General features: G+C 72.4%; 22 protein-coding genes. 10 read left to right on the top strand and 12 right to left on the bottom strand.

The features are described from left to right. Positions 1-18: 18 nt before the first annotated feature. The 8 genes from AB0H81_RS12920 to AB0H81_RS12955 all read right to left on the bottom strand — a co-directional run bounded on the left by AB0H81_RS12920 (position 19) and on the right by AB0H81_RS12955 (position 7,174). Positions 19-642 carry a rhomboid family intramembrane serine protease gene (locus AB0H81_RS12920; RefSeq protein ID WP_358373256.1) on the bottom strand — a complete coding sequence of 208 codons (624 nt, stop codon included), beginning with the start codon at positions 640-642 and terminating at the stop codon, positions 19-21. 101 nt (positions 643-743) lie between these two features. Then, positions 744-1,508, bottom strand: coding sequence for a crotonase/enoyl-CoA hydratase family protein (locus AB0H81_RS12925; RefSeq protein WP_358373258.1), 765 nt, complete (start codon positions 1,506-1,508; stop codon positions 744-746). Positions 1,509-1,514: 6 nt separating this feature from the next. After that, positions 1,515-2,288 carry an SDR family NAD(P)-dependent oxidoreductase gene (locus AB0H81_RS12930; RefSeq protein WP_358373261.1) on the bottom strand — a complete coding sequence of 258 codons (774 nt, stop codon included), beginning with the start codon at positions 2,286-2,288 and terminating at the stop codon, positions 1,515-1,517. Between the two features lie 48 nt (positions 2,289-2,336). Beyond that, positions 2,337-2,675: an STAS domain-containing protein gene (locus AB0H81_RS12935; protein WP_101785558.1), complete on the bottom strand. Its 339-nt coding sequence runs from the start codon at positions 2,673-2,675 to the stop codon at positions 2,337-2,339. A gap of 54 nt (positions 2,676-2,729) precedes the next feature. Continuing rightward, positions 2,730-3,476: an ABC transporter ATP-binding protein gene (locus AB0H81_RS12940; RefSeq protein WP_358373263.1), complete on the bottom strand. Its 747-nt coding sequence runs from the start codon at positions 3,474-3,476 to the stop codon at positions 2,730-2,732. Continuing rightward, positions 3,473-4,228 (bottom strand): cobalt ECF transporter T component CbiQ, encoded by a 756-nt coding sequence (cbiQ, locus tag AB0H81_RS12945; RefSeq protein ID WP_358373265.1) that lies wholly within the window; start codon positions 4,226-4,228, stop codon positions 3,473-3,475. Before cbiQ ends, AB0H81_RS12940 begins: the two co-directional genes overlap by 4 nt. A gap of 16 nt (positions 4,229-4,244) precedes the next feature. Continuing rightward, complete coding sequence (locus AB0H81_RS12950) at positions 4,245-5,276, bottom strand: energy-coupling factor ABC transporter permease (RefSeq protein ID WP_358373268.1); 1,032 nt, start codon at positions 5,274-5,276, stop codon at positions 4,245-4,247. Positions 5,277-5,350: 74 nt separating this feature from the next. Beyond that, a complete protein-coding gene (locus AB0H81_RS12955; RefSeq protein ID WP_358373270.1) occupies positions 5,351-7,174 on the bottom strand; it encodes a glycosyltransferase family 2 protein in 1,824 nt (607 codons plus the stop codon). 338 nt (positions 7,175-7,512) lie between these two features. On the opposite strand from AB0H81_RS12955, the gene AB0H81_RS12960 reads away from it, so the two are divergent. The 3 genes from AB0H81_RS12960 to AB0H81_RS12970 all read left to right on the top strand — a co-directional run bounded on the left by AB0H81_RS12960 (position 7,513) and on the right by AB0H81_RS12970 (position 8,458). After that, positions 7,513-7,863 (top strand): hypothetical protein, encoded by a 351-nt coding sequence (locus AB0H81_RS12960; protein WP_358373272.1) that lies wholly within the window; start codon positions 7,513-7,515, stop codon positions 7,861-7,863. Positions 7,864-7,872: 9 nt separating this feature from the next. Continuing rightward, positions 7,873-8,232 (top strand): ClpX C4-type zinc finger protein, encoded by a 360-nt coding sequence (locus tag AB0H81_RS12965; RefSeq protein WP_358373275.1) that lies wholly within the window; start codon positions 7,873-7,875, stop codon positions 8,230-8,232. A gap of 88 nt (positions 8,233-8,320) precedes the next feature. After that, the gene (locus tag AB0H81_RS12970) at positions 8,321-8,458 is read left to right on the top strand and encodes a hypothetical protein (RefSeq protein WP_358373276.1); all 138 of its coding nucleotides are present in this window, start codon (positions 8,321-8,323) and stop codon (positions 8,456-8,458) included. A gap of 114 nt (positions 8,459-8,572) precedes the next feature. Here AB0H81_RS12970 and AB0H81_RS12975 read toward each other — a convergent pair whose 3' ends face one another. Further along, entirely contained in the window at positions 8,573-9,241 is a 669-nt protein-coding gene (locus AB0H81_RS12975) for an alpha/beta fold hydrolase (RefSeq protein WP_358373279.1), read from the bottom strand. Between the two features lie 98 nt (positions 9,242-9,339). Here AB0H81_RS12975 and AB0H81_RS12980 point away from each other — a divergent pair, with 98 nt between their 5' ends. Continuing rightward, positions 9,340-9,933 (top strand): TetR/AcrR family transcriptional regulator, encoded by a 594-nt coding sequence (locus tag AB0H81_RS12980; protein ID WP_358373280.1) that lies wholly within the window; start codon positions 9,340-9,342, stop codon positions 9,931-9,933. On the opposite strand, the gene AB0H81_RS12985 is transcribed toward AB0H81_RS12980, so the two are convergent. Together AB0H81_RS12985 and AB0H81_RS12990 are read right to left on the bottom strand one after the other, a co-directional pair. After that, a complete protein-coding gene (locus tag AB0H81_RS12985) occupies positions 9,920-10,831 on the bottom strand; it encodes a DMT family transporter (protein WP_358373283.1) in 912 nt (303 codons plus the stop codon). The two genes, AB0H81_RS12980 and AB0H81_RS12985, sit on opposite strands and share 14 nt — an antisense overlap. Positions 10,832-10,919: 88 nt before the next feature. Then, the gene (locus tag AB0H81_RS12990) at positions 10,920-11,462 is read right to left on the bottom strand and encodes a flavoprotein (protein WP_358373286.1); all 543 of its coding nucleotides are present in this window, start codon (positions 11,460-11,462) and stop codon (positions 10,920-10,922) included. 235 nt (positions 11,463-11,697) lie between these two features. Here AB0H81_RS12990 and AB0H81_RS12995 point away from each other — a divergent pair, with 235 nt between their 5' ends. The 4 genes from AB0H81_RS12995 to AB0H81_RS13010 all read left to right on the top strand — a co-directional run bounded on the left by AB0H81_RS12995 (position 11,698) and on the right by AB0H81_RS13010 (position 24,101). Then, complete coding sequence (locus AB0H81_RS12995) at positions 11,698-13,008, top strand: hypothetical protein (RefSeq protein ID WP_358373288.1); 1,311 nt, start codon at positions 11,698-11,700, stop codon at positions 13,006-13,008. 267 nt (positions 13,009-13,275) lie between these two features. Next, a complete protein-coding gene (locus AB0H81_RS13000) occupies positions 13,276-18,090 on the top strand; it encodes an amino acid adenylation domain-containing protein (RefSeq protein WP_358373302.1) in 4,815 nt (1,604 codons plus the stop codon). Continuing rightward, positions 18,087-23,447 (top strand): amino acid adenylation domain-containing protein, encoded by a 5,361-nt coding sequence (locus AB0H81_RS13005; protein ID WP_358373290.1) that lies wholly within the window; start codon positions 18,087-18,089, stop codon positions 23,445-23,447. The genes AB0H81_RS13000 and AB0H81_RS13005 overlap by 4 nt, the downstream gene beginning before the upstream one ends. Before the next feature lie 99 nt (positions 23,448-23,546). After that, a complete protein-coding gene (locus AB0H81_RS13010) occupies positions 23,547-24,101 on the top strand; it encodes a YceI family protein (RefSeq protein ID WP_358373293.1) in 555 nt (184 codons plus the stop codon). A 53-nt stretch (positions 24,102-24,154) separates the two neighbouring features. On the opposite strand, the gene AB0H81_RS13015 is transcribed toward AB0H81_RS13010, so the two are convergent. Continuing rightward, a complete protein-coding gene (locus AB0H81_RS13015) occupies positions 24,155-25,120 on the bottom strand; it encodes a DUF1838 family protein (RefSeq protein WP_358373295.1) in 966 nt (321 codons plus the stop codon). 374 nt (positions 25,121-25,494) lie between these two features. Here AB0H81_RS13015 and AB0H81_RS13020 point away from each other — a divergent pair, with 374 nt between their 5' ends. Both AB0H81_RS13020 and AB0H81_RS13025 read left to right on the top strand, forming a co-directional pair. Further along, positions 25,495-26,094 carry an RNA polymerase sigma factor gene (locus tag AB0H81_RS13020; protein ID WP_358373297.1) on the top strand — a complete coding sequence of 200 codons (600 nt, stop codon included), beginning with the start codon at positions 25,495-25,497 and terminating at the stop codon, positions 26,092-26,094. Next, the coding region (locus tag AB0H81_RS13025; RefSeq protein ID WP_358373299.1) for a CU044_5270 family protein at positions 26,087-26,964 on the top strand (878 nt) is incomplete at its 3' end. The genes AB0H81_RS13020 and AB0H81_RS13025, both read left to right, overlap by 8 nt.

Below are 26,964 nucleotides of genomic sequence, written 5' to 3' on the forward strand. Positions count from 1 at the left end.
GCCGTTCGCGTCGCGAGGTCAGGCCGGCAGGGCGGCGGGGCGCTTGCGGCGCAGCACCCAGGCGGCCACGACGCCGCCGATCAGGCCGAACAGGTGGCCCTGCCACGAGATGCCCTGCTGGTTGGGCAGCAGCCCCCACAGGATCGAGTAGTACGCGATCGCCACGCCGACGCCGATGACGATGTCCAGGGCGCGGCGGTCGAACAGCCCCCGGCACACCACATACCCGAAGTAGCCGAACACCAGCCCGCTGGCGCCGACCGTGATGATCTCCGGGCTGGTGAGCCAGGTGCCGAGGCCGCCGATGACGATGATGAGCGCGCTGGCCGCGAAGAAGCGGCCGAGGCCGCGCACGGCGGCCAGGAAGCCGAGCACGAGCAGCGGCAGCGAGTTGGCCATGAGGTGGCCGAAACCGACGTGCAGGAACGGCGCGAACAGGATGCCGACAAGCCCGTCAGGCTCCCAGCCGACGATGCCGAACTGCCGGTCGAGGGCGCCGTTCCCCATGTAGTCCACGACCTCGACGCCCCACATCACGCCGAGGATCACCAGCATGACGACGAAGGCGCTCAGCGCGCCGGTGAGCAGCGTGCCCGCCCCGTGCCTGACCGACTCGTACCTCGACCTGGAATAGCCGCTCATACATCCTCCCGCTCCACGCCCTCTCCTTTACCGTACGCAGGGCCCGTCATGCGCGCGTGAGGAAAGAACCCCCTCCCCGCGAGGAGGAGGGGGGAACCGGGCTACTCGCCCTTCCACTGGGGGGCGCGCTTCTCGGCGAACGCCGCCGCGCCCTCCATGGCGTCCTTGGAGCCGAACACCGGGTTGATGATCTCGCCCTGGCGGCGGAACATCTCCTCCAGCGGCCAGTCCTGGGACTCGATGATCACCCTCTTGGTCGCCGCGAGGGCCAGCGGCGCGTTGGCCGCGATCTTGCGGGCCAGCTCCAGCGCCCCCTCCAGCGCGGCGCCGGGCTCGGTGATCCGGTTGACCAGGCCCAGCTCGTACAGGCGCGAGGCCGGGTAGTGGTCGCCGGTCAGGGCGATCTCCATGGCCACGTGGTACGGCACGCGGCGCGGCAGCCGCATGATGCCGCCCGCGCCCGCGACCAGACCCCGCTTGGGCTCCGGCAGGCCGAAGATCGCCTCGGAGGAGGCCACGACCAGGTCGCAGGCCAGCGCCAGCTCGAAGCCGCCCGCGAGGGCGTACCCCTCGACCGCGGCCACCAGTGGCTTGCGCGGCGGCGCCTCGGTGAGGCCGCCGAAGCCGCGCCCCTCGACCACCGGGAAGTCGCCGGCGAGGAAGCCCTTGAGGTCCATGCCGGCGCTGAACGTGCCGCCCGCTCCGGTCAGGACGTAGGCGGACACGTCGGGGCGGCCGTCGAGCGCGTCCAGCGCCTCGGCGATGCCCCGGGCCACCGCGCCGTTGATCGCGTTGCGTGCCTTCGGGCGGTTGATCGTGAGCACGGCGACGCCGCCGGACTCCTCGACGAGGACGTCGTCAGACACGTGACCTCACTTGGGCTGGAAGCGGATGCCGCCGTCGAAGCGGACGACCTCGGCGTTCATGTAGTCGTTCTCGACGAGGGAGCGGACGAGGTGGGCGAACTCGCTCGCCTGGCCCATGCGCTTGGGGAAGACGACCGGGGCGACCAGTTTGGCCTTGAACTCCTCGGCGTTGGGGTTGAAGCCGTAGATGGGGGTGTCGATGATGCCGGGGCAGATCGTGTTGACGCGGACGCCGATGGCCGCCAGGTCGCGGGCGGCGGGCACGGTCATGCCGACGATGCCGCCCTTGGAGGCGGAGTAGGCGAGCTGGCCCGTCTGCCCCTCCAGGGCCGCCACTGACGCGGTGTTGATCACCACGCCGCGCTGGCCGTCGCCGTCCACCGGCTCGGTCTTCGCGATGGCGGCGGCGCCGATGCGCATGAGGTTGAACGTGCCGATCAGGTTGACCTCGATGACCTTGCGGTAGGAGGCCGCGCTGTGGGGGGCGCCCTCGCGGTTGACCGTGCGCTCGGCCCAGCCGATGCCCGCACTGTTGACCACGACGCGCAGCGGCTTGCCGGTGGCGACGGCGGCATCGACGGCCGCCTGCACCTGCTCCTCGTCGGCCACGTCGGTGCGGACGAAGACGCCGCCGAGCTCGTCGGCGACGGCCTTGCCGCGCTCCTCGTTCAGGTCGGCGATCACGACGGTCGCGCCGTGGCGCGCGAGCTCGCGAGCGGTGGCCTCACCGAGGCCGCTGGCGCCGCCGGAGATGATTGCTGCAGATCCGTTCACGTCCATATCCCGGACCCTAACCCGCCGACCGAATGAAGTTCTACTCGGGGTGGGTTAAATCTCACCCACAGCGCTGTCGACGTCGGAGTACACCTTGATCCGCCGGTCGAGGCCGGTGGTGCGCAGGATCCGGGCCACCGGAGCCTGGGGCGCGGCCAGCGACACCCCGCCGCCCTCGCCCGTCGCCAGCCGCCACGCCTCGATGAGCACCGACAGGCCGCTGGAGTCCATGAACGACAGTTGCTGGAGGTCGAGGACGAGCCGGGCGCTGTCCTGCTTGATGGCGTCGCGTACCTCGTCGCGGAGGAACGGCGCCGTGAAAAGGTCGAGCTCACCCTCCACGGCCACCACCACGGCGTCACCGAGGGCGTGTCGCGCAAGCCGCAGCTTCATTGGGCCCCTCCTCGATGAGCCACTGTACTTCTCCCGGAGGCGCCGTGGCGCGGCTCAGGCGGGCTCGGCGGGGGCGGGAACGGCGAAGCCGTAGGGGAGCTCCAGCCGGTGGGCCGCGAGCAGCTCGCCGTCGGCGAGCAGGTCGCGTGTGGGCCCGTCCGCGGCGATCACCCCGCCGGAGAGGATCAGCGAGCGCTCGCACAGCTCCAGCGCGTACGGCAGGTCGTGCGTGACCATGAGCACGGTCACGTCGAGCGAGCGCAGGATCTCGGCCAGTTCCCTGCGGGCGGCGGGGTCGAGGTTGGACGACGGCTCGTCCAGCACGAGGATCTCGGGCTCCATCGCGAGCACGGTCGCCACGGCCACCCTGCGCCGCTGGCCGAACGACAGGTGGTGCGGCGGCCGGTCGATGGCCTCCAGCATGCCGACCCGTTCGAGGGCGCCCACGACCGCGCGCTCCAGCTCCTCGCCGGTCAGGCCCATGTTGGCCGGGCCGAAGGCCACGTCGTCGCGGACGGTCGGCATGAACAGCTGGTCGTCGGGGTCCTGGAAGACCAGGCCGACCCGGCGGCGGACCTCCTTGAGGGTGTCCTTGCGCACGGGCGTGCCCGCCACGGTCACCGTGCCGTGCCCGGCGGTGAGGATGCCGTTGAGGTGCATGACGAGCGTGGTCTTGCCCGCGCCGTTCGGGCCGAGCAGCGCGACCCGCTCGCCCCGGCCGATCGTGAGGTCCACGCCGAACAGGGCCTGCGTGCCGTCCGGGTAGGCGTAGGCCAGACGGGAGACTTCCAGTGAGTTCACAGCGACAGTCCCAACACCGCTAGAGCCGAAAGCGGCAGCAGGAGCGCGACCCCCCACTGCGCGGCGGACGCCGAGACCTCGCCGAGCATCGGCATCCGGCCGGAGTAGCCGCGGCTCAGCATCGCCAGGTGCACTCTCTCACCCCGCTCGTACGAGCGGATGAACAGGGCCCCCGCCGAGCGGGCGACCGCCGGGAGCTGCCGGACGTCGCGGGCCTCGAAGCCGCGCGACTCTCGGGCCACCCGCATCCGGCGCATCTCGTCCAGGATCACGTCGAGGTAGCGCAGCATGAACATGGCGATCTGCACCAGCAGCGACGGCACGCGCAGCCGCTGCGCCCCGAGCAGGATCACCCGGGGCTCGGTCGTGGCCGCGAGCAGGATGGAGGCGACCACGCCCAGCGTGGCCTTGGCCAGGATGTTCCACGCCGCCCACAGCCCCGGCACGCTGAGCGAGAGGCCGAGCACCGTGGTCCGCTCCCCCAGCCCGATCACCGGGATGAGGAACGCGAACAGCACGAACGGCAGCTCGATCGCCATCCGCCGCAGCACGTGGCCGGGCGGCACGCGAGCGGCCCAGGCCACGGCCGCCAGCATCAGCGCGTACAGGCCGAACGCCCAGAACCGCTCGCGCGGCGTGGCCACCACGACCACGGCGAAGGCGAAGACGGCGAGCAGCTTGCACTGCGGCGGCAGCCGGTGGACCACCGAGCCGCCCGGCAGGTAGAGCTGGTGGTGGTGCCCCGCGCCCATGATGTGCCCTTTGAACCTAGACCTTGACCTTGTCGTCCCCGGCGGCGTGGGCCGGCCCGCGGGTGCGCGCCGCGTAGGCGACCGCGCCCGTGACGAGCAGCACGATGCCCACGCCGATGACCCCGGCGACGCCCACGGGGATACCGCCCACCTCACCGTAGTCGCCGAGCGGCGACCAGCTCATCAGGTGCTCCTTGGCCTGGTCGATGAAGCCCTTGTTCTCGGCCACCGCCTCCAGGCCGTCGGGGCTGGAGGAGGCGAAGAACGACACGACGCCCGCCAGCAGCAGCGTCAGGCCGACGCCGCCGAGCAGAAACCGCCGCAGCGCCTTGCCGGCCGCCGCCGGCCGGGCCTCCGGCTCCACCGTCGTGACGCCGTCCGGACCGCGCAGCACCAGCGGCGAGGCGAGCCCGCGCGCCCCGTGGACGAGGTCCGGCCGGACGGCGAGGACCGCGCCGACGGTGAACGCGGTGATCAGGCCCTCGCCGATGCCGATGAGCACGTGGACACCGCCCATCGCGGCGGCGACCGCCGACACCTCGATCGGCGCGGTGCCGCCGATCCAGAACAGCAGCGTGAACACCAGCGCCGCGGCGGGCACCGAGACCAGCGAGGCGAGGAACGCCGCGGCCGTCACCCCGCCCTTGCCCCGCACGAGCTGGGTGACCAGCCGGAAGACGCCCCAGCCGACGAGCACGGTGACGATGCCCATGATCGTGATGTTGATGCCCAGCGCCGTGAGCCCCCCGTCGGCGAAGAACACGCCCTGGACGAGCAGCACCACGGCCATGCACAGGACCCCTGTGTAGGGGCCGACCAGTATCGCCGCCAGCGCACCTCCGAGCAGGTGCCCGCTGGTGCCGGCGGCGACCGGGAAGTTCAGCATCTGCACGGCGAAGATGAACGCCGCGACGAGGCCCGCCATCGGCGCGGTGCGGTCGTCGAGCTCACGCCGGGCGCCGCGCAGGCACACCGCGACTCCGGCCGCGGCCACCGCGCCGGCGGAAACGGACACGGCCGCGTTGAAGAAGCCATCGGGTACGTGCATGGCACATCCTTCACGTAGGGCAGCACAACAGCCCTACTTTAGGACATTGTCTTGCACCTGCACATAGGTGGCAATTAGGGCAAGATCCTCCGTAACACGGTACGAGCGGTGAGCTTCCGGACGACCGCGCTCAACCGCCCCTTCCCCGGGGTCGCGTACGGACGGACGCTGCGGAACACCGCCCCTCCCCACAGGCGGCGCGGCGCGGCCACCGTCTCGGCGTCGGCCTCGACCCGGAAGCGCGCGGGCGGCCCGCCCACCACCACCTCCAGGTAGGCGTCCCAGGTGCCGGGCGACAGACGACCGATCGCCGGCCGGGCCGCGAAGCCGCCGCCCGGCAGCGGCACCACCCGCTCGGCCCGCTCGTCACCGGTGCGCCGCTCACGCCAGATCAGCCGGCGCAGCGCCGACGCCCCGGGCGCCGACCCGCCGACCGTGACCTCGCCGTCCATGGCCAGCCGGTTGCCCAGCGCCCACCGGGTGCGGGTGACGCGCACGCTGCCCGGCACCGCCGCCAGGTGCCCGCCGACGTCGACGCTGAGATTGCCGTTGTCCTTGGTGAAGTACGGGATGACGACCGCCTCGCCGACCAGGCGGGCGGCGGGCCGGGTGACGTCCTCGTCGCGGTCGGCCCCCAGCCGGCCCGTCCGCATCACGCCCTCCAGCTCGATCGCGATCCGCGCGTCCCAGATCCCGGAGCCGAGCTCCGAGACGTCCAGGCGGGCGGTGAAGCGCTCGCCCTCGCACGCGGCGGGCACGACCACCTCGCGCCCCGCGTCGTGCCGGTCGCGCAGCACCAGCGACATCGCGTACGGCAGGTGGACGCCGTCGAGCCCGGCCGTGCCCGCGACCACGAGCACGCCGTCCTCCCAGCGCAGCGCCGTCAGGCGGCGGCGGACGGCGGCGGCCTCGATGTCGGCCAGCCGGCCCAGCCGGTCGACGTCGTCGAGCGAGGCGATCCGCTGCCGGCCCATGCGGCCGAGCCGCGCGTGGACCCCCGGCGTCAGCCACTCGTCGCACAGCGCCGCCACCTCCTGCGCGATGCCCTTGCGCCGCACCTGGCCGGCCTCCAGGAACGGCACGCCGAGCTGGGCCAGCACGTCCAGCCGGAAGTGCCGCAGCAGCAGGTGGTCGCGCAGCGGGCCCGGCGGGACGTGCTCCAGCATGAGCTGGACCGGCCCGCGGATCATGGCCAGCCAGGCCAGCGGGTCGCGGCTGCCGGACTGCTGCATGATGCTGCTGCCGTCGGGCCGGGCCACCAGGTGGTAGCAGTCGTGCTCGGCGACCACGGAGATCACGCCGGCATGGCAGTAGGCGTGGACGGTGAAGTAGATGTCCTCGCCCACGAGCCGGCTCTCGGCGAAGCGGATGCGGTGGCGTTCGAGCATCTCGCGGCGGAAGAGCTTGAAGCACGACAGGCTGTTGTAGACCGCGCTGGCGCCCAGCTCGGCCCGCTCGGCGTCGCGGGCGAACATCGAGGCCGGTGCGCGGCGGCCGTGGCCGACCATCTTGCCGAGCACGATGTCGGAGCCGTTGCGGTCGGCCATGGCGACCATGCGCTCCAGCGCCTCGGGCCCGAGATAGTCGTCGGCGTCGCAGAAGAAGACGTAGCGCCCGGTGGCGTGGTCGAGGCCGACGTTGCGCGGGCGCCCCGCCCCGCCGCCCGCGCCGTGCAGGCGCACGACCTTGACGCTGGCCTTGTGGTAGGCGGCGTAGAGGTCGAGCAGCTCGGCGCTGCCGTCGGTCGAGCCGTCGTCGACGACCACGATCTCCTTGCGCACCCGCTGGACGAGCACCGAGGTCAGGCAGCGGTCGAGGTACGGCCGGCAGTCGCGGGCCGGGATGACGACGCTGACGTCGACCGTCTCGCCGTCCTTCGCCGATGTCGTGATAGCCACAGCCGCGCCCCTCGCCGCTACAGTCCGCCTCCGCCTGGTTTCAGTATGTGACGAAGCGCGGTGGCCGCGTGGGGCGATCGGCCGAGTTCACCACCGGCTTTTTTCTCGTCCCTTCATGACCCCCACGATTCTTCGCGTATATCGGAAAAGCCCAGTTAATAGCGCCAACCGGTCACTACTCGTCAGCACCGAATTACTTTCAGGAAGGCGTTTCTCCACCGCGGGGTAGAGAACTTTCCCACTGGTAGGAGTGCCGTACCCCGGCGCCTCCCGCGGTGATCCGCCGGCCCGCGTCACGCGTCTACGCTTAGGCAATCTCGACCGGGGAGGTGGCGGGAATGGCATCTGATCTCCGCAGACACGGGGAAACCGGCTCGGCCGTACGCACCGCCGAGCTCATCGTCTCCTCGGCACGCCTGCGGGAGCTCTCCGAGTGCTCGGCGCTGCTGCGCCGTACGCGGCTGAGGGCCGAGGAGATCGTGGAGGAGGCGCGGGCGCTGCTCGCGGAGGCCGAGGGGCAGGGTGACCCCGACCGGATCCTCGCGCTCAGCGGCCAGCTCGACCAGGCGCGTCAGGCCTACTTCAAGGTGGTCAACGCGTACGTGACGATCTGCCGCAGGATCAACGAGGAGCGTCAGGAGATCGACAGCGCCCACCTGGCCCTTGTCAGGCGCGGCCTGACGAGCTAGCGTCAGGCCATGCCTGACTGGAAAGAGAGCCTTCGCTGCGCGTTCTGCCACAAGAAGAGCGCGGACGTCGGCAAGCTCATCGCGGGCCCCGGCGTCCACATCTGCGACGAGTGCGTCGCCCTCTGCGCCGACATCCTGGAGCAGGAGCGGCTCGCCGTCTCCACCGAACCGCGCCTGCCCGCGTGGGAGACCATGACCGAGGAGCAGATCCTCGACCACCTGCCCAAGATCGTCGCCGTCCAGGTCCAGGTCGACGACAACCTGCACGACTGGGTGCGCCACCTGCGCACCCGCGACGTGAGCTGGGAGCGCATCGGGGCCGCGCTGGGCATGACCCGACAGTCCGCGTGGGAGAGGTTCCGGGAGTGACGCCTTCCCGGTTTCACCGGGACCGATATCCCGGAAGCGGTAAACCGATGTGACCGGTGGGGCGTCCCTCCTGCAAGGGAGGCCCACCATGAGCGTCCTCGACGGCCTCGCGGCGCCGGACCTCGAGGAGCTCCGCCTGGAGCTGCTCCTGACCGCGGCGCTGCACCACGAGGCAGAGCGGCTGACCGCCCTCCGCGACGAGGCGGAGCGGACGGCCGCCGATTGAACGGGCTCCAGCTCCCCGGCCGCACCCGGGGAGCTGGAGTTGGGGGCGTTGCCCGGCCCCGGCCATCCAGCCGTGGCCGGCCAGGGGCCCCCGCCTCCACCGGGCCGGGCCCGTTCAGGCCGCCGGGCAGCCGCCCCCGAGCGCGGTCAGGACCGCGGCGATGAACGCCTGGTTCCCCGGCTCCTCCGCGTGGGGCACACCCGGTATCTCGGCCCGGCACGCCACACCGTCGATGGTGTCGTTGCGGGTCTCGTCGAGCGAGCTGGCCAGCACGGTGTAGCGGACCGCGCCGGGCGTCGGGTCGCCGCTGTTGAGCTGCTGCATGAAGGTGCCCGAGGGGCACATCTGGCCGCCCTGCGCGGCCGGGAGCAGGCAGGCGGGCCAGTAGCCGCGCTGGCCGGTGCCCATGGAGACGTAGCTCAGGGTCTTGGTCGCGCCGCCGAGGGACTTCAGGTAGTACCGGGCCGACAGGCCGCCCATGCTGTGGCCGACCAGGCTCACCTTGTCGGCGGCGTGCGTCTGGCGTACCTGCTCCACCAGGGCGGCGATGGCGTTCGCGTTGGCGACGTTCTCCTCGCCGGGCAGGTCGATCGCGTACGTCGGATGCCCGGCCTGCGCCAGGGCCGCCTTCATGGGGGCGAAGGGATCGGGCGTGCCGTTCCAGCCGTGGACGAGGATGACCGGCTCGGCGGCCTGGGACTGCCGCGCCCAGGCCGCTCCCGAACTCGTGCTCAGGGCCGCCGCTAAGACGACGACCCCCGCTCCTGCCAGCAGACGCCCCATGGTCGCCCCTTAACTTACTTAGTGCTCGGTAAGTGAGTTGCGCTAGGTTTAACACCATGAGTGGCGCTGATCAACCCCTCCGCGGGGACCGACCCGTGATGAGCCGCCGCGAACGGGCCCGCCTGCGGCGCGAGGAGATCATCCTGATCGCCGCCGAACTGTTCGCCGAGCGCGGCTACCGGGGCACGTCGCTGGCCGACGTGGCCGCCCGGGCCGGGATCACCGAGCCCGGCCTCCTGCACCACTTCGGCAACAAGGCGGGGCTCCTGCTGGCGGTGATCGAGCGGCGCGACCTCGACAGCGAGGCGTTCGCCATGGAGCTGTTCGGCATGGAGCCGGCCGACCGGCTGCGGGCGCTGCCCGAGTTCGCCCGGCGCAACAAGCACCGGGCGGGGCTGGCCAAGCTGTTCACGGTGCTGGTGGCCGAGAGCCTGGAGCCGGACGCGCCGGGGCACGACCACTTCGTCGCCCGCTACCGGGCGTTGCGCGCCATCGTCGCCGACATCATCCGCTCGGCCCAGGAGGCGGGGCTCACGAGGGACGGGCTGGACCCGGAGGCCAAGGCGGCCGAGATCATCGCCACCCTCGACGGGCTGCAGACGCAGTGGCTGCTGGACCCGGAGGCGGTGGACATCGTCGCCGCCGTCGAGTCGTACGCCCGCACCCTGGAACGCGACCTCACCGGCTCGTGACCGGCGAGGCGACGGGCTCCCTGCGGGCCGCCGAGCGGCGGGACACGGCGACCCCGGCCAGGCAGAGCGCCCCGCCCAGCAGGGTGACCAGCCCGGGCACCTCCCCCAGCAGCGCCCACGACATGGCCACCACCAGCACCGGCACCGCGTACGTGGTGGCGCCCATCTTGCCGGCCGTCGTCCGCGCCAGGGCGAACGCCCAGGTGGTGAACGCCAGCGCGGTCGGGAACACGCCCAGGTACACCATGTTGAGCGTCGCGGACAGCGGGGCGCGGGCCGCCTCGCTCACGAGCACGCCGGCGAAGGGCAGGCAGGCGACCGTTCCCACCAGGCACCCGTAGAAGGTGACCTGCAACGCGCCGGCGTGCTTCAACGCGGGCTTCTGCGCCACGACACCCCCGGCGTACGAGATGGCGGCCAGCAGGCACAGCAGCACGCCGAGCACGGAGGCGTGCCCGCCGCCGGACACCGAGGCCCCCACGACCACGGCGCCCGCGAACGACACGCCCATCCCCGCCAGCAGCGGCCGGGGCAGCCCTTCGCCCAGCAGCCACGCGCTCAGCAGCGCGATGAGGATCGGCCCGATGTTGACGACCATGGCCGCCGTCCCGGCGTCCACCTCGCGCTCGCCCCAGTTCAGGACCACCATGTACGCGCCGAACCACAGCAAGCCCGAGCAGGCGATCCCCGGCCAGGCGGCCCGCGGCGGCCATCCCACCCGCCGGACCAGGGCGAAGACGCCCAGCACGAGCGTTCCGGCGAGCAGCCGCCCGAGCGCCAGCGCGCCCGGGGAGTAGGCCGCGCCGGCGCTGCGGATGGACACGAAGGCCGAGGCCCACGACACGACGGTGACGGCGGCCGCGGCGACGGCGGCCCACTCGCTCTTCCGGAACAGCATGGCTCCACGCTAGGGGCACAATCCTTCGCCGCTGACCGAAATGTCGTGACTTCAGGATCGCGGCATGCAGCGGGCGGGCCGTTGACGGTCAGGCGCCGGTCCGCGTGAGTGCGTCCAGCGCCATGGCCCAGGGGTAGTCGTCGAGAGCGTCCGCCGCGGCGTCCGGCTGGGGCGGCTCGAACCGGCCGGGGCCGAGCAGGACGCACACGCCCTCTGCCCGGAGCTGCTCGACGCTGCGCCGGAACGGGACGCGCGCTGCCAGGGCGCTGTTGACGTACGGCAGGACGACGACGGGGATGCCCAGTCCCGGGGCTTCGGCCAGCAGCCCGAGGGCGTAGGTGTCGGCGATGCCGCGGGCGAACTTGTTGATCGTGTTGTACGTGGCCGGAGCGACGACGACGGCGTCCGGGCGGGGCGGCTTGGGTTCGTGCGGCTTGCGGTAGCGGCTGCGGACGGGGCGGCCGGTCAGCTTCTCCAGGTCGGCGACGTCGATGAAGTCGAGCGCGGCCGGGGTGGCGACGACCTGGACTGTCCAGCCGGCGCCCTGGGCGAGGGAGACCAGGACGCCGACGCCGGGGGCGGGCCCGGCGGCGCAGACGATGACGTAGAGGACCTTGCCGGGTCGGGTCACGCGACGACTCCCAGGGGTTGCGGCGCCGATCGGGGCCGTTGTCCAGGATGTCACGTATCAGGCGGAGAGTCGGAGTCGGCGATCAGGCAGCGGCAGGTCGCGACGGCTGCCGGCCCGGTCGACCTGCGTCCCAGGCGGAGGGCGGAAGTGAGGCTTGCGGTGGGGCGGGCCCTGGGTCAAGATCCACGTAAGTGATGGGCGTTGCCCGGGCGTTTTCTCCACAGAGGGGACCTGCGTGGCCAAGCACTGGACGGCGACCGCTCTGACCTGGTTCGTGAGAACGGCGGCCGTGGCGGCCCTGGTCTCCCCCGTGATGTCACCCACCGGCGCGGCGGCTCAGGTGGCTCAGAGAGCCGATCCGGCGCCGCTCAAGGCGTTGAGCCTGACGGGTCTCAACCTGACCGCCGGTTCCGACCCCTACACGGTGCCGTCTTCAGCCGAGTACGAGCAGGTGGGGATCGCCGGGGCGCTCACCGGAACGGACCGTACCGCCTTGCCGGGGAACGAGGACGCCGGCTGCGCGGCCCGGGCGTCCTATCTGCCGCTGCTGCAGGTCCGTACGTGGTTCTGCTGGAACCCCGGCGCCCAGGGCGACAAACAGGACCTCCCCCACTCCCCCTGGGTGCCGCAGGGGCTGGCCACCTCCGGCGAGGCCCAGCTCGGCGGCATCCCGATCGGCGGCGACCACAGGGCGCTCATCAGCAGCTGGGTGTGGCTGAACTCGCCCGACCCCGCCGCGCCCGACTACCGCACCAACTCCGTCATCCTGTCGGTCGTCGACCTGGACGATCGCCGCTACCGCAACGTCCTGCCGGTGTGGGTGGACGGGCAGGGAAAGCTGAGGCGCGTCTACGGACACGGCGGCGGTCTGGCGTGGTACGGCCCCTACCTGTTCATGACCTCCAGCTCCAACTGGAACGGATACCCGGGCCCCGACTCCACGAAGCACACCATCCGCGTGTTCGACACCCGCAAGATCTACCGCAAGAGGGACGGAAGCGGCGGTGACTACAAGTACGTCATTCCGGAGGTACGCCACTACATCACCCCGATCCTCCTCGACTACATCTCCCTGGACCGCCGCAGCTCCGGCGGCGCGACCCTGATCGCGGGCACGTACAAACGCTCCAGCGGCACCTCCGCCTCCCTGGCCGGCACCAAGCTGGTCCGCTACCGCTTCCAGCCGGCCCCCGACGGGGACTACCGGCTGGTCACCTCCCCCGTCCAGGCGTGGGTGTCCACCGTTCCCGCCGACCCGGCCGACGCCATCAGCGACGTGCAGGGTGTCCAGGCCGACGGCGACCGCCTCTACCTGAACATGTCGGCCGGCTCCCACCCCGGTCCCAGCCCCGGCAGGCGTTTCGCCACCGTGAACGTCAGCGGCGCCGCCTCCACCTGGACGATCAACGCCCACACCCGCTGGGCGTACCGGCCGGAGGACCTGTCCCTCTGGTACGGCACCGGCGAGCTGTGGGGGCTGACCGAGGGCGAGGAGGAGCGGGTCGTCTTCTCCGTCGGGATCGCCGACGTCCCGTCGCCGGTCTGAGCGTCCGCAGGATGCCCCCCACTTCTCGCTGACCGGAATACAAACTTCCTGTCAACCGGAACCTTACTCACCGGGCGACACGCCGCCCTTGTACTCCGCCAGCGGCGACCACGGACCGACATTTCCCGTTACTCATCGCAATGATCATTGTTATGGTAATGGAACCTACCTAAACAACGCCATGCCGCTGAACATGCGAGCCTTGCCGCGATCAATCCACCCTGACGCGGGAGATCTTTGGTGGGTAACAACCTCGACACCGACCGTGTGCATGAGGCCTTCGCTGACCAGGCGCGACGCGCACCCGAACGCGTCGCCGTCGTGGCAGGCACGACCCGTGTGACATACGCCGAACTCGACGCGCACGCGGAGCGGATCGCCCGGGCGCTGCGGGCGAGGGGCACGGGCCCGGGCGACTCCGTGGGGGTGTGCCTGGACCGCGACCACACGCTCATCGCCGCGCTGCTCGGCGTCCTGAAGACGGGCGCGGCGTACGTGCCGCTGGACCCCGCTTACCCCGCCGACCGGTTGGAGTTCATCGCCGCCGACGCGGGCATGGCGCAGCTCATCACATCGGGCCCCGTGGCCAGGTGGCAGGAAGCGGTGCTGGCGGCCTCCGGCGCGGAGGCGCTGCTGGTCGAGTCCCTGGGCGAGCACCCCCAGGACGACGCACCCGAGCGGGGCGGCCCCACCGACGCCGCGTACGTGATCTACACCTCCGGCTCGACCGGCCGCCCCAAGGGCGTGGTCATCGAGCACCACAACGTCATGGCGCTGCTGCGCCACGAGGCCGAGCGCTACGCCGGCGAGCTGGACGGCATGCTGTTCGCCACCTCCGTGTGCTTCGACCCGTCCGTTACGCAGATGTTCCTGCCGCTGATCACCGGCGGGACCGTGATCGTCGCCGACAACCTGCTGGCCCTTCCCACGCTCCCGGCCCGCGACGAGGTGACGGCCGTGTATGGCGCGCCGTCCGCGCTGGTCGCCCTGCTGAGCGAGCCGCTGCCCGCCCGGACGCGGATGGTGATGGCCGGTGGCGAGCCGCTGACCAGGGCGCTGGTCGACCGCATCTACGCCAACCCCGGCGTCCAGCGGGTCGTCAACGTCTACGGGCCCACCGAGTGCACGGTCACCTGCACCTCGTTCGAGGTGACCCGCGACGACAAGGGCGAGCCGCCGATCGGGTCGGCCTACGCGGGTTCGCTGCTCAGCGTGCGCGACGCCGAGGGACGGCCCCTGGGAGAGGGCGAGATCGGCGAGCTGTGGGTGGCCGGGCCGCTGGTCGGCCGGGGCTACCTGAACCGGCCCGAGCTGACCGCCGAGCGCTTCGTGACCGACGAGGACGGGGTGCGCCACTACCGCACCGGTGACCTCGTCCGCCGCGAGAACGACGTCTACCACTACGCGGGACGCAACGACGACCAGGTCAAGGTGGCCGGGTTCCGCGTCGAGCTGGGCGAGGTCCAGGGCACACTGACCCGGTATCCCGGCGTGAACCACGCGGCGGTGCTGACCCAGGACGACGCGCGCGAGGTGCGCCGCCTGGTCGCCTACGTCGAGCCGGCCGCCGGGCACGACGACCTGCGCGAGGACGCGCTGCGCGAGTGGATGCGCAGGCACCTGCCCGACTACATGGTGCCCTCGCGGATCGCGGTCATGGATCGCATCCCGCTCGGCCCCACCGGGAAGATCGACCGGTCCGCCCTCCCGCCGATGGAGTTCGCCCCCGAATTGGGCCCGTACGTGGCGCCGCGCACCGACACCGAGCGGCGGCTCACCGAGATCGTCGGCGAGGTGCTCGGCGTCGAGCAGGTCGGCATCCACCACCACTTCATCGACCTGGGCGGCCACTCGCTGGCCGCCGCCCGGATCTGCGCGGTCATCGAGCGCGAGCTGGGCGCACGGGTGGCGCTCACCACGTTCCTCGGCCGGCCCACGATCGCCGAGCTGGCCCCGCTCGTCGAGGAGACCGCGACCGGCTCCGGCGCGCCCCGGCCGGTCCGGCACCACGGCATGACCCGCTACCCTCTCACCGCCGCGCAGTACGGCATGTGGCTGCTGCGCGAGGTCAGCCACACCCGTAACGCCACGACGCTCGCCTTCCGCCTGCTCCTGACCGGGCTGGACTCCGCCGAGCCGGTCAGGGCCGCGCTGGACGCCCTCGTCCGCGAGCACGAGGTGCTGCGCACGGTCACCGTCGTCGGCGCGGACGGCGAGCCGGCCGCCGAGGTGCGGCCGCCCGCGCCGGTCCCGCTGGAGGAGCACCCCTACTCCCCCGGGCTGGCCGAACGGCTCGCGGGCCACGGCTTCGACCTCTCCGCCGACGTGCCGCTGCTGCGCGCGGCGCTGCTCTGGCGGGGCGAGCGGACGGCCGAGCTGATCGTCGTCACCGACCACACCGCCTACGACGGCTGGTCCAACGCCGCGCTGATGGAGGCCCTGGCCGGCACCGTCACCCCGCCGGCCGTCCAGGTCGGCGACGTGGCCCTGCTGGAGCAGGAGCTGGCCGCCGACCCCGCGCGGACCGAGCGGCTGCGCGCGTTCTGGGCCGAGGAGCTGGCCGGGGCGGTGCCGCCGTACGACCTGTCGGCCCGTGCGGAGGGCGGCCCCAGCCGCTTCCGCGGCACCCGCCTGGTCCGCGAGGTGCGGACCGAGACGGCGGCCGAGGTGGCCACGCTGGCGGCGGCGACCGGCACGACGCCGTTCGCGGTGTACTTCGCCGTCCTGGGGCTGCTGGTGGCGGCGCAGACCGACCGGTCCGACGTGCTGCTCGGCGCCGCCGTCGCCGACCGCGCCCACCCCGAGCTGGAGGGCCTCGTCGGCCCGCTGGTCGACGTGCTGCCCGTACGGCTGCGCCTGAACGGCGACCTGTCGGTACGGCAAGCCGTCATCCGTACGGCGAGCGCCACGGCCCGTTCCCTCGACCACGTCGGCCTGGCCCCCGAGGAGCGGCTGGCCGTCTCCGGCATCGAACGCCCGCGCGGCACCATGCTCACCCCTGTCGTGCTGTCCTACCAGCCGCCGTCCGTGCCGGTACGGCTGGAGCGCGACGGGCTGACCGTGGAACTGCTCGGCGAGCTGAGCGGCGGCGGAGCGCAGGCCCCGTACACGTTGTTCGTGAACACCACGGCGGAGGGGGTGGAGGTCCAGTTCGAGTACGACGTGGACCTGTTCACCCGGGAGGAGGCCGACGCCTTCGCCGACCGGCTCATGCGGCTGCTGGAGGCAGCGGTGACCGGCCCGGACCTGCCCCTGTCGGAGCTCCGGCTGGTCACGGCCGAGGAGCGGGCCACGCTGCTCGCCTGGGGCACCGGCGCTCCGCTGCCCCCGCTGGGGACGGCCACGGTCGCGCACGAGGTGCTGGCGCGGGCCGCGCGCCATCCGGACCGGGTGGCGGTGGCCGACGGGACCGGTGAACTGACCTACGGCGAACTCGCCGCGTTCTCGGCCCGCGTGGCCGCCGCCGTCACCGAGGCGTACGGCTCCGCACCAGCCGGGGACCGGGTCGTCGGCGTGTGCCTGCCGCGCAACCGCTTCCTGCCCGCGGCCCTGCTCGGCGTGGCGCGGGCAGGCGCGGCGTACGTGCCGCTCGAACCGGACCATCCGGCCGAGCGGCTCCGGCACCAGCTCGCCGACTCGGGGGCCCGGGTCGTGCTCGCGGCCGGCGAGACCACCGAGACCGCGCGCCTGCTGTCCGAGCCGACGGGCGCGACCGTCCTGGACGTCTCCGCGCTGCCGGACGGCGGCCCGATCCCGCACGAGCCGGCGCCCGGCGACCTGGCCTACGTGCTCTACACCTCCGGCTCGACCGGACGGCCCAAGGGCGTGGAGGTCACGCACGCCAACCTGGCGGCGTTCGTGGCGGCCATGCGCGTCACGCCGGGCGTACGGGACGACGACGTCATGCTCGGCCTCACCCCGTTCTCCTTCGACGTCTTCGGCTTCGACCTGTGGGTGAGCCTGTGCAACGGGCTCCGGCTGGAGCTGCTGGGCCGCGAGGTCGCCGTGGACGGCCACGCCGTCGCCCGGCGCGTCGACGACAGCGGCGTCACGCTGCTCACGGCCACCCCGACCACGCTGCGCATGCTCGTGGCCGCGGGCTGGACGGGCGGGCGGCGCGTACGGGTGGTGAGCATCGGCGAGGTACTGGACCCGGCGCTGGCCGACCAGGTCGCGGCCCGGGTCGGCGAGCTGTGGAACTCCTACGGCCCGACCGAGACCACCGTCTACTCCACCATGACCCGCGTCACCGTCCCGGCCGGGGAGACGGTGTCCATCGGCGGGCCGCTGCCCGGCGAGCACGCCTACGTGCTGGACCAGGCGGGACGCCTCCTGCCGCCCGGCGTGCCGGGCGAGCTGTGGATCGGCGGCGCGGGCGTGGCCAGGGGCTACCGGGGCGTGCCGAGCACCGCGTTCGCCGACGATCCGCTCGCCCCCGGGGAGCGGCGCTACCGTACGGGCGACCTGGCGCGCTGGCGCCCCGACGGCACCCTCGACTTCCTCGGCCGCCGCGACCAGCAGGTCAAGGTGCGCGGGCACCGGATCGAGCTGGGCGAGATCGAGGCCGCGCTGCGCGAGAGCGTGCCGGACGCGGTCGTCGTCGTGCACGAGGACCACCTCGTGGGCTACGTGGTGGGCGCGGCCGACACCGCCGCTCTGGAGGCGGGGCTGCGCGAGCGGCTGCCCGAGTACATGGTGCCGCGCCAGTGGGTGACGCTCGACGCGCTGCCCACCACCTCCTCGGGCAAGACCGACCGGGCCGCCCTGCCCAGGCCGGACCGCGCCGCCCGGGCGCAGGTGCCGCCGAGCAGCGACGCCGAGCTGCTTGTGGCCGAGGTGTGGCAGGCGGTGCTGGGGCTGGAGAGCGTCGGCGTGGACGACGACTTCTTCGCGGTCGGCGGCCACTCGCTGGCGGCCATGCTCGTCGCCGGGCGGCTCAGGGAGGCTCTGGCCATGGAGGTGCCGGTGCGGCTGCTGTTCGAGCGGCCGGTGCTGGGCGCCTTCGCCGCCGCCGTCGAGAAACTGCTGCTGGCCGAGCTGAAGACAGACGCGGGCCTGTCCGGGACGGAGGTAGGGCCGTGACCCAGTTGCAGGACCGGCTGGCGGAGCGGCTGGCGGCCGCCCGCCGTACCGCGGCCCGCGCCTTGCCGGGCATCCCCGCCGCGAGCGGAGACGAGCCCGCGCCGCTCTCGCCGGCGCAGGCGCGGCTGTGGTTCCTGGCGCAGCTCGCCGATCCCGGCGAGCGGGGCGCCTACAACGTCCCGACGGCCGTGCGCATGCGCGGCGCGCTCGACACCGCCGCGCTGCTGAACGCCGTGCGCGAGCTGACCGAGCGGCACGAGGTGCTGCGCACACTGGTCGATCAGGACCACACGGTGGTGGTCAGCGCGGACCGGGTGCCGATCACGGTCGAGGACGTGGCCGGGCCTGACCTGCTCGGGGCCGCCCTGGAGCGGGAGGCGTACCGGCCGTTCGAGCTGGGCGCCGAGCCGCCGACGAGGGCGACGCTCTTCCGGCTGGGCGACGACGAGCACGTGCTGCTGCTGACCGTCCACCACATCGCCTTCGACGCCTGGTCGCGGGACGTGGCGCTGGCCGAGCTGGCCGCGCTCTACGCCGCCGAGCTGGGCGTCGGCGAGCGGCCGGCACGGCCGCGCGTTCAGTACGGTGACTACGCCCGCTGGCTCACCGACCAGCCGGAAGGCGACGTGGGCTGGTGGCTCGACCGGCTCGCCGGGCTCGAACCGGTGCTCGACCTGCCGACGGACCGGCCCCGGCCGTCCGTGGCCGACTGGTCGGGCGGCGAGGTCCCCCTCACGCTCGGCACCGAGCTGACGGCGAAGGTGCGCTCGGCCGCCGCGGGCGCCGGCGGCACGCCGTTCATGGTGCTGCTGGCCGTCTGGCAGGAACTGCTCGGCCGCGTGTCGGCGACCGACGACGTCCCGGTCGGCGTCCTGGAGGCCGGGCGGCTGCACCCCGACACCGAACGGATGCTGGGCTGCTTCGTCAACACGCTGGTCATGCGGGGCGACCGGTCAGGCGAGCCGACGGGCCGCGAGTTGCTGGCCCGCACCCGCGACCTGGCCCTCGACGCGTTCGCGCACCGGGAGATCCAGTTCGAGCGGGTGGTCGAGCGGCTGCACCCGGACCGCAACCTGGCCACCACCCCGGTCTTCCAGGCGGTCCTCAACGTCGTGGACACCCGACCGGAGCCGCCCCGCCTCCCGGGGCTGGAGGTGGAGGTCTTCGAGCCGCCCCTGCGCACCGCCAAGTACGACCTCAACCTGGCGCTGGCCAACGCGGGCGACCACTACGAGGGCACGCTGGCCTACCGCCGGGACCTGTTCGACGAGGACACGGCGCGGCGCATGGCCGGCTGGTACGTGACCCTGCTGGAGGGCATGCTCGCCGACCTGGACGCGCCGGCGGCGGCGGTGCCGCTGGAGCCGGTCACCGGGCCGCTGGTCGCCGGCCCGCGCCGCGACTACGACCTGTCCCGGCCGCTGCACGCCTGGTTCGAGGACTGGGCGGCCCGCACCCCCGAGGCCGTCGCAGTCGCCGACCCGGCGGGCACCCTGACCTACGCCGAGGTCGAGCGGCAAGCCAACCGGATCGCGCACCGGCTGCGCGCCGCGGGCGTCGGCACCGACGCCGTCGTAGGCATCCTCACCGAGCGCCACCGGCCGCTCGTCCCGGCCATCCTGGGCGTGCTCAAGGCCGGGGCGGCGTACATGCCGCTCGAACCGGCCTACCCGGACGACCGCCTGGCGTACATGGTCTCGTGCGGGGCGCGGCTGGTGCTGGCCGAGCGGGCGCTGGCCGGGCGGCTGCCCGGCGCGCTCGTACTGGAGGACGTGCTGGCCGAGGACCTGCCCGAGACGCCGCCCGGTGTGGCCGTGTCGCCGGAGCACCTGGCGCACGTGCTGTTCACCTCCGGCTCGACCGGCCGGCCGAAGGGCGCGGCAGTGGAGCACCGCGCCGTCCTGCAGTACCTGCGGGCGGTGGCCGAACGGCTCGACGGCGAGTACGGCTCGTGGGGGGTGGTCTCCACGATGGCCTCCGACCTCGTGATGACCTGCCTGTTCGGGGCGCTGCTCAGCGGCACGACCGTGCACCTGCTCGACCAGGACACCGCCACCGACCCCGACGCCTTCGCCCGCCACCTCGCCGCCCACCCGGTCGAGCTGATCAAGATGGTGCCGAGCCACCTGGAGCTGCTGGCGGCGCACGGCGACCTGGCCGCGATGCTGCCGACCCGGCTGCTGATCCTGGCGGGCGAGGCCACCTCGTGGGAGCTGGCCGAACGCATCCGCGCCGCCCGGCCCGGGCTGGAGCTCCAGATCCACTGCGGACCGACGGAGACGACGGTGTCGGTGCTGAGCTGCGTCGCACCGCCGGAGCCGACCGGTTCGGCCGCCGTGCCGCTGGGCAGGCCGCTGCCGAACGTCGACTGCTACGTGGTCGACCCGGCCGGCCGGCCGCTGCCCGCCGGGGTCCCCGGCGACCTGTGGATCGGCGGCCCGAGCCTGGCCCGCGGGTACCTGGGCCGCCCCGACCTGACCGCGGAGCGCTTCGTGCCCGACCCGGTCACCGGGACCACCCGCTGCTACCGCACCGGCGACCGGGTGCGGCTCAACCGCGACGGCATGGTCGAGTTCCTCGGCCGGGTCGACGACCAGGTGAAGATCCGCGGCTTCCGGGTGGAGCTGGGTGAGGTCAAGGCGGCACTGCAGGACCAGCCGGGCGTGCTGGAGGCCGCGGTGCTGCCGGTCGGCGAGGCGCACAACCGCCGGCTGGTGGCCTGGATCGCGCCCGGCGACGTGGACCTCGCGACGGTCCGGGCGGGCCTGCGGGAACGGCTGCCCGAGTACATGGTGCCGCCGGCGATCATGGTCCTCGACACGCTGCCGCTCACCCCCCTGGGCAAGGTCAACCGGGCGGCGCTGCCCATGCCGGAGGTGACCGCGGCGGCCGAACGGGTCTCGCCCGGCACACCGACCGAGCGGCGCGTCGCCGAGGTCTGGGCGTCGGTGCTCGGCGGGGACGACTTCGGGATCGACGACTTCGGCATAGACGACGACTTCTTCGCGCTCGGCGGCGACTCGTTCATGGCGGTGCGCGCGGTCAGGGAGATCGACCCCGCGCTTCGCGTCATCGACCTGTTCACCCGGCCGACCGTGCGGGAGCTGGCCGCCCATCTCGACTCCGGCGACGCGGGGGAACCCGGACTGCTGCACCGTTTGGCCGGTCCGGCCGTGGCGGCCCGTACCGTGCTGTGCGTGCCGTACGGCGGCGGCTCGGCCGCGGCGTACGGACCGCTGGCCACCGAGCTGGCGGCCCGGCATCCCGGCACGGCGGTGCTGGCCGTCGAGCTGCCCGGGCACGACCCGGCCCGCCCCGAGGAGCCGTTGCTGCCCCTCCCCGAGCTGGTCGAGCGGATCCTGGCCGAGCTGTCCGAGCTGAGCACCGGGCCGGTCGCCCTCTACGGGCACTGCGTAGGGTCCGCCGCGGCCACCGAGCTGGCGCTGCGCCTGGAGGAGGCGGGCGTCGCGGTGGCCGGACTGTTCGTCGGCGGCAGTTTCCCCGACGCCCGGCTCCCCGGCCGGATCTCCGCCTGGTGGAACCGGAGATTCCCGGCCAACCGGTGGTCCTCCGACCGGTCGCAGCGTGACTTCCTGCGTACACTCGGAGCCCTCGACGAGGACACCGGCGACACCGCGATCATGCTGCGCGGCCTGCGGCACGACGTGGAAGAGGCGCAGGCGTGGTTCAGCGGCGAGCTGACCCGGCGCGACAAGGACGCGCAGGGCGCCGCGGGCGGCGACGCCCGGCGGCTGGCCGCGCCGGTGCTGTGCGTGATCGGCGAGCGCGACCGGGCAACCGAGCTCTACCAGGAGCGTCACCGGGAGTGGGGCGCCTTCGCCGAGCGCGTGGAGCTGGCCACGATCCCCCGGGCCGGCCACTACTTCATCAAGCACCAGGCCGCACGCCTGGCCGAGATCATCGACGGGCACCTGAGCGCCTGGGCGGCCGGTCGGCTGCCGGAGCCGGTCGGCGAGGTCGACGTGGTCGGCAAGCGCGCCCGCCGGGACCTGCGCCGCTTCTACACCGTCGCCGCCGGGCAGACCGCCTCCCTGCTGGGCAGTGCGCTCACCGCGTTCGCGCTGGGCGTGTGGGCCTACCAGGAGAGCGGGCGGGTGTCGGACTACGCGCTGGTCTCGATGCTGGCCACGCTGCCGTCGCTGCTGGCCTCGCCGCTCGGCGGGGCGGTGGCCGACCGGGTGGACCGGCGGCTGGTCATGCTGGCCTGCGACGCGGTGTCCGCCGTGGCGACGCTCGCGGTGGTGGTCCTGCTCGCCGCGGGGCGTCTGGAGGTGTGGCAGGTCGGCATCGTCTCGGGCGTGCTGTCGCTCGTGACGGCCTTCCACCGGCCCGCCTACCTGGCGGCCGTGGCGCAGCTCGTGCCCAAGCCGTACCTGATGCAGGCCAACGCCGTCGCCAACGTGGGCACCGGGCTCGGCATGCTCGTCGCACCGCTCGCCGGGGCGGCGCTGATCTCCCTGGTCGGGTTGCCCGGGGTGATGGCGGTGGACGTCGTCACCTTCGTCGCCGGACTGGTCACGTTGCTGCTGGTGCGCTTCCCCGACCGGATGTTCCACCGGCTGGAGGAGACGTTCCGGCAGGCGATCGTGGGCGGCTGGCGGTTCCTGGTACGGCGGCGCCCACTCATGATCATGATCGGGTTCTTCGTGGTGGAGAACTACCTGGGCATGCTCGCCCTGGCGATCACCGTGCCGACCGTGGAGTCGTTCGGCGACGTGGCGGGGGTCGGCGTGGTGACCGCGGCGCAGGGCCTCGGCGCGGTGCTCGGGACCCTGGTCATGGTGTTCTGGGGCGGCACGGAACGGCGGGCCATCGGCATGGTCGGCCTCGTCAGCGGTTTCGGCCTCGGCATCGTGCTCATCGGGCTGCGCCCGTCGGTCGCCCTGGCGGCCGTGGGCGGGCTGCTGTCGTGGCTGTTCCTCAGCATCCTGAACGCGCACTGGCTGTCGCTCATCCAGCTCAAGGTGGGTCTGGAGCTGCAGGGCCGGGTGCTGGCCACCAACCAGATGCTGGCGGTGTCCATGACCCCGCTGGCGTTCCTGTCCGCGCCGGCGCTGTCCGGCCTGTTCGGCCCGCTGCTCGACCCCGGTGGGGCGCTGGCCGGCACCGTGGTCGGCGACATCGTCGGGGTGGGCCCGGGGCGGGGCGTGGGCCTGCTGCTGGCCGTGACCGGCGCGCTGCTCGTGGTGTGGGGGGCGCTGGGGCTCTGGTACCGGCCGCTGCGGCGGATGGAGGACGACCTGCCGGACGCCGTGGCGGGTGCCGAGATCGCGGACGATCTCGACCTCGTCCAGGAGGAGGCGGACCGGGAACTGGTGTCGTCCGGCCATCGCTGACCTTCGCGTGACGGAAGGGCCCCTGGCGGTGTCAGGGGCCCTTCCGGTCGTTCTGGGCATGCTCAACCGGCCGACATCCGGGGGACGTAACCTGGCAGTGTGAGCATCACCGCAGGCGGCTACACGTCGGGTCCCGAGACCGGCCGACTCGTGGTCCGCACGACGCGTGCCGGGTTCGGCGCCAAGGCGGGGCATGATCTCACCATCGCGGTCACCCGCTGGCGCGCCGACGCCACGATCGACCCGGCCGACCCGGCCGGCTCCTCGGTGACCGTGGAGGTCGACGCGGGATCGTTGGAGGTCCGGGAAGGGACCGGCGGCGTCAAGCCGCTCACGGACGCCGACCGGGAGGAGATCGGGAAGATCATCCGGGAGAAGGTCCTGCACGGCGAACGCCACCCGGTGATCACGTTCCGGTCGTCACGGGTGGCGGGGACGGCCGAGTCGTTCCAGGTCGAGGGCGACCTCACCATGGTCGGCGCCACACAGCCCGTCGCGCTGCACGGCTCCCTGACCGAGGGACGGGTGAATGGATCGGCGGCCGTCGTGCAGTCCCGGTGGGGGATCCGGCCCTACTCGGCGTTCTTCGGCGCGCTCAAGGTCGGCGACGAGGTCGAGATACGGTTCGACCTCGCTCTCGTACCGAAGCAGTAGCAACGACCCCGGCCGCGCCCGCATGAGGGCGGCCGGCCGGGATCGTCGTGCGCTCAGGCGGCCTTGCCGTTGGCGGCGCACCAGCCGGTCCAGGTGGTGGCTCCCTTGCCCAGCTGCTTGTTGTAGAAGGAGGTCCAGGAGTTCTCGCTCGGGCCGGGCGCGGTGGGGGCGGCCTTGAAGAGCGGGTAGCTCGCCTCGACCTCGGCGCGCAGCCACGGCTCGACGTCGAGGTAGGACGGCAGCGACCAGCTGCGGGCGTGGTAGGTGAGCTGCCCGCGGACGTCGGTCTCCGGCAGGCACATGAACGGCGCCCACGGGCTCGTCCTCGCCCAGCTGATCTTGGTCTTCATCGCGCCCTTGGGGACGGTGCCCGCGACCGTGCGGGTCGCGACCTCGCGCTCGTCGACGTAGAAGTCGAACATCTCCTGGGCCGCGTAGACACCGTTCACCAGCCCGAACGGCTCACCCAACGCGGTCTTGAGGTTCGTGCGCACCGGGATGTCGCTGGTCCACTCGGTCTCGTCGTGCATCTGCCGCAGGGGCGGGCCGACGTAGGAGGAGGTGACGTTGAACGGGCCGAAGTTCACCGCGTCGTTGTTGATGGGGACGACAGGGTACGTCTTGAGATCGATCGGGTTCTTCCACTCCCGCAGGATCTTCGTCGGGTCGGCGGGGTCGGTGTAGAAGACGATCTCACGGGAGAGCTGGTAGAGCTGCGTGGTACCGGGCACCCGGTACAGCCGCCGGATGTTGTAGCCCTCGATGTTGAACAGTTTCTGGCCGTGGCGCAGCCCCGGGTCGTAGGCGTTGCCCTCGATGTTGGCGTAGACCGAGCCGGAGATCCGGAAGACCATGTCCCGCCCGTCCGGCCGGCCATTGGTCTGTAAGGACAGAAGCGCGCTCTTGTCCGTGACGGTCCGGTAGACCGGGCCCGGATATGTCGGATCATCGAACTCGTCGCCCGCCGCCGCGCCGGGAACGGCGACACCCACCAACAGCGCGGTGAGGGCTGCGGACAAGATCAAACCACGACGCTTGAACAAGAGTGCTCCCTGCGATGCAGAGGGTGACAGGACCAGCGAGATCATCGCAGTTGTGGACTCCCAGCCTCAACCGGGCACGGCATCGCACTTCCCGGACTTCTCGGACGTCTCCTGACTTCCCGGGCTTCCCTGTGACCTGCAACGCAGCTTGGCCGGGAATCTGCAACGAGCCTTACTGCCACGTCGTCATGGCGACTGCGGTCTCAGCTCCCCCCGGTGGATGACCTTGTAACGCCCCCTGCGGACTGCGGCTGAGGACGACCATGGAGGGACCCGGCACCGGCGGGAACCGTTTGCGGCCGACTTGGCAACAACAGGCGTCCTGATCCAAAGCCCGAGAGGCCCACAGCATGAGTGAGACCAGCCGAGGAGAGGCCGATGATGCCTCTTTCATCGAGCGGTCCCGGCGCGAGCCCGAGGCATTCGCCGAGGTCTTCCGCAGACACGCCCCGGACATCACCCGCTACGTCGCCCGCAGGCTGGGGGAGGATGCCGCCGAAGACATCGTGGCGGAGACGTTCCTGACGGCGTTCCGGCAGCGGGAAGGCTACGACCTCGCACGCCCGCACGCGCGGCCATGGCTGTACGGGATCGCGACCAACCTGATGGGACGACATCAGCGGACCGAGGTGCGGCAGTTACGCATCCTCGAGCGCACCGGAAGCGACCCGGTGACGGCGCCCTTCACCGAACGCACCGACGAGCGAGTCATCGCCGAGGCCTCCCGCCGCCACCTGGCGGGCGCGCTGGCGGCGTTGCCGAAAGGGCATCGCGACGCGCTGCTCCTGGTCGCGTGGGGCGACCTCAGCTATCCAGAGGTCGCCGAGGCGCTAGGTGTACGCCTCGGAACAGTGCGATCACGCATCAACCGGGCGCGAAACAAACTCCGCAAAGAACTCGGCGACATCAACGCCATGGCCACCGTTAGCGAGGAATCCGTCTATGAATGAGATGACGCGGCTCGAGCGGTTCCGCTCGGAGGTTCCACGGCGTGACCTCACCGAACTTCAGACTCAGGAGGACCGACTGCTGGCCGCCATCGCCGAACAGTCGTCCGCAGGCGTGGCCCGCGCCGCGAGGCGCCCGCGCTTCCTGAGGCTGGGCCTCGCGGGGTTGGCCGTCGCCACGGCGACAGCCGGGATCCTGGCAGTCACCATCGACTCGGAGCCAGGCGCTCGCCAGACCATCCATACGATGCCCATGGCGGCATCGCAAGTACTCAAGCGGGCTGCCGACAACGTCAGCAACACTCCAGAACTGCATCCGAAACCCGGCCAGTTCCTGGTCTTCGAATCGCAGACGATGAACCCCTCCTACGGCCAAGACCGCGAAGGACGCCCTCAACGTCACCTGGACCGAACAATACGCAAAGTCTGGCTGCCGGTGGAGGGTGATGCCACCGGTGGAGTCATCGAGGGTGAGCTTCTCGAACCCAAACCGTTCCCCGGTTGGCCCATCTCGCCCGAGGCCCGCGAGAACGTCGGCCGCAGCGGCCCGTCGAAGCTTGCCGGCTTCGACGACCGAGCAGAGTACCTGCGTAATGACTACGCCTACGTGAGCCGTCTGCCGACTGAGCCGGCGAAGATGTACGAGCATCTTTACCGCCATCTCGGACGCGGCGCCCAAGCGGATACCGATGCCTGGGGGCGGGTCCGTGACCTGCTTTCGGAGGCGTACCTGCCCGCGGCGCAGCGTGCCGCCCTGTTCCGTGCGGCTGCGGCAATTCCCGGCGTCATCACCGTCGACCATGCCGTGGACGCCGCAGGCCGTACGGGCATCGCCGCGGCGAGGGTCGATCCGGTGCTCGGTGAACGGCAGGA

Origin of the sequence: Nonomuraea sp. NPDC050691, from assembly GCF_040654455.1 — a bacterium.
Classification (GTDB): Bacteria; Actinomycetota; Actinomycetes; order Streptosporangiales; family Streptosporangiaceae; genus Nonomuraea.

What these genes read in the sequence shown, in the direction of transcription:
- AB0H81_RS12960 (WP_358373272.1), top strand. Translation starts at nt 7,513, where the DNA reads ATGGCATCTGATCTCCGCAGACACGGGGAAACCGGCTCGGCCGTACGC.
- cbiQ (WP_358373265.1), bottom strand. Translation starts at nt 4,228, where the DNA reads ATGGGCGCGGGGCACCACCACCAGCTCTACCTGCCGGGCGGCTCGGTG.
- AB0H81_RS12950 (WP_358373268.1), bottom strand. Translation starts at nt 5,276, where the DNA reads ATGCACGTACCCGATGGCTTCTTCAACGCGGCCGTGTCCGTTTCCGCC.
- AB0H81_RS12920 (WP_358373256.1), bottom strand. Translation starts at nt 642, where the DNA reads ATGAGCGGCTATTCCAGGTCGAGGTACGAGTCGGTCAGGCACGGGGCG.
- AB0H81_RS13020 (WP_358373297.1), top strand. Translation starts at nt 25,495, where the DNA reads ATGAGTGAGACCAGCCGAGGAGAGGCCGATGATGCCTCTTTCATCGAG.
- AB0H81_RS12980 (WP_358373280.1), top strand. Translation starts at nt 9,340, where the DNA reads ATGAGCCGCCGCGAACGGGCCCGCCTGCGGCGCGAGGAGATCATCCTG.
- AB0H81_RS12965 (WP_358373275.1), top strand. Translation starts at nt 7,873, where the DNA reads ATGCCTGACTGGAAAGAGAGCCTTCGCTGCGCGTTCTGCCACAAGAAG.
- AB0H81_RS12985 (WP_358373283.1), bottom strand. Translation starts at nt 10,831, where the DNA reads ATGCTGTTCCGGAAGAGCGAGTGGGCCGCCGTCGCCGCGGCCGCCGTC.
- AB0H81_RS12935 (WP_101785558.1), bottom strand. Translation starts at nt 2,675, where the DNA reads ATGAAGCTGCGGCTTGCGCGACACGCCCTCGGTGACGCCGTGGTGGTG.
- AB0H81_RS12930 (WP_358373261.1), bottom strand. Translation starts at nt 2,288, where the DNA reads ATGGACGTGAACGGATCTGCAGCAATCATCTCCGGCGGCGCCAGCGGC.
- AB0H81_RS12975 (WP_358373279.1), bottom strand. Translation starts at nt 9,241, where the DNA reads ATGGGGCGTCTGCTGGCAGGAGCGGGGGTCGTCGTCTTAGCGGCGGCC.
- AB0H81_RS12970 (WP_358373276.1), top strand. Translation starts at nt 8,321, where the DNA reads ATGAGCGTCCTCGACGGCCTCGCGGCGCCGGACCTCGAGGAGCTCCGC.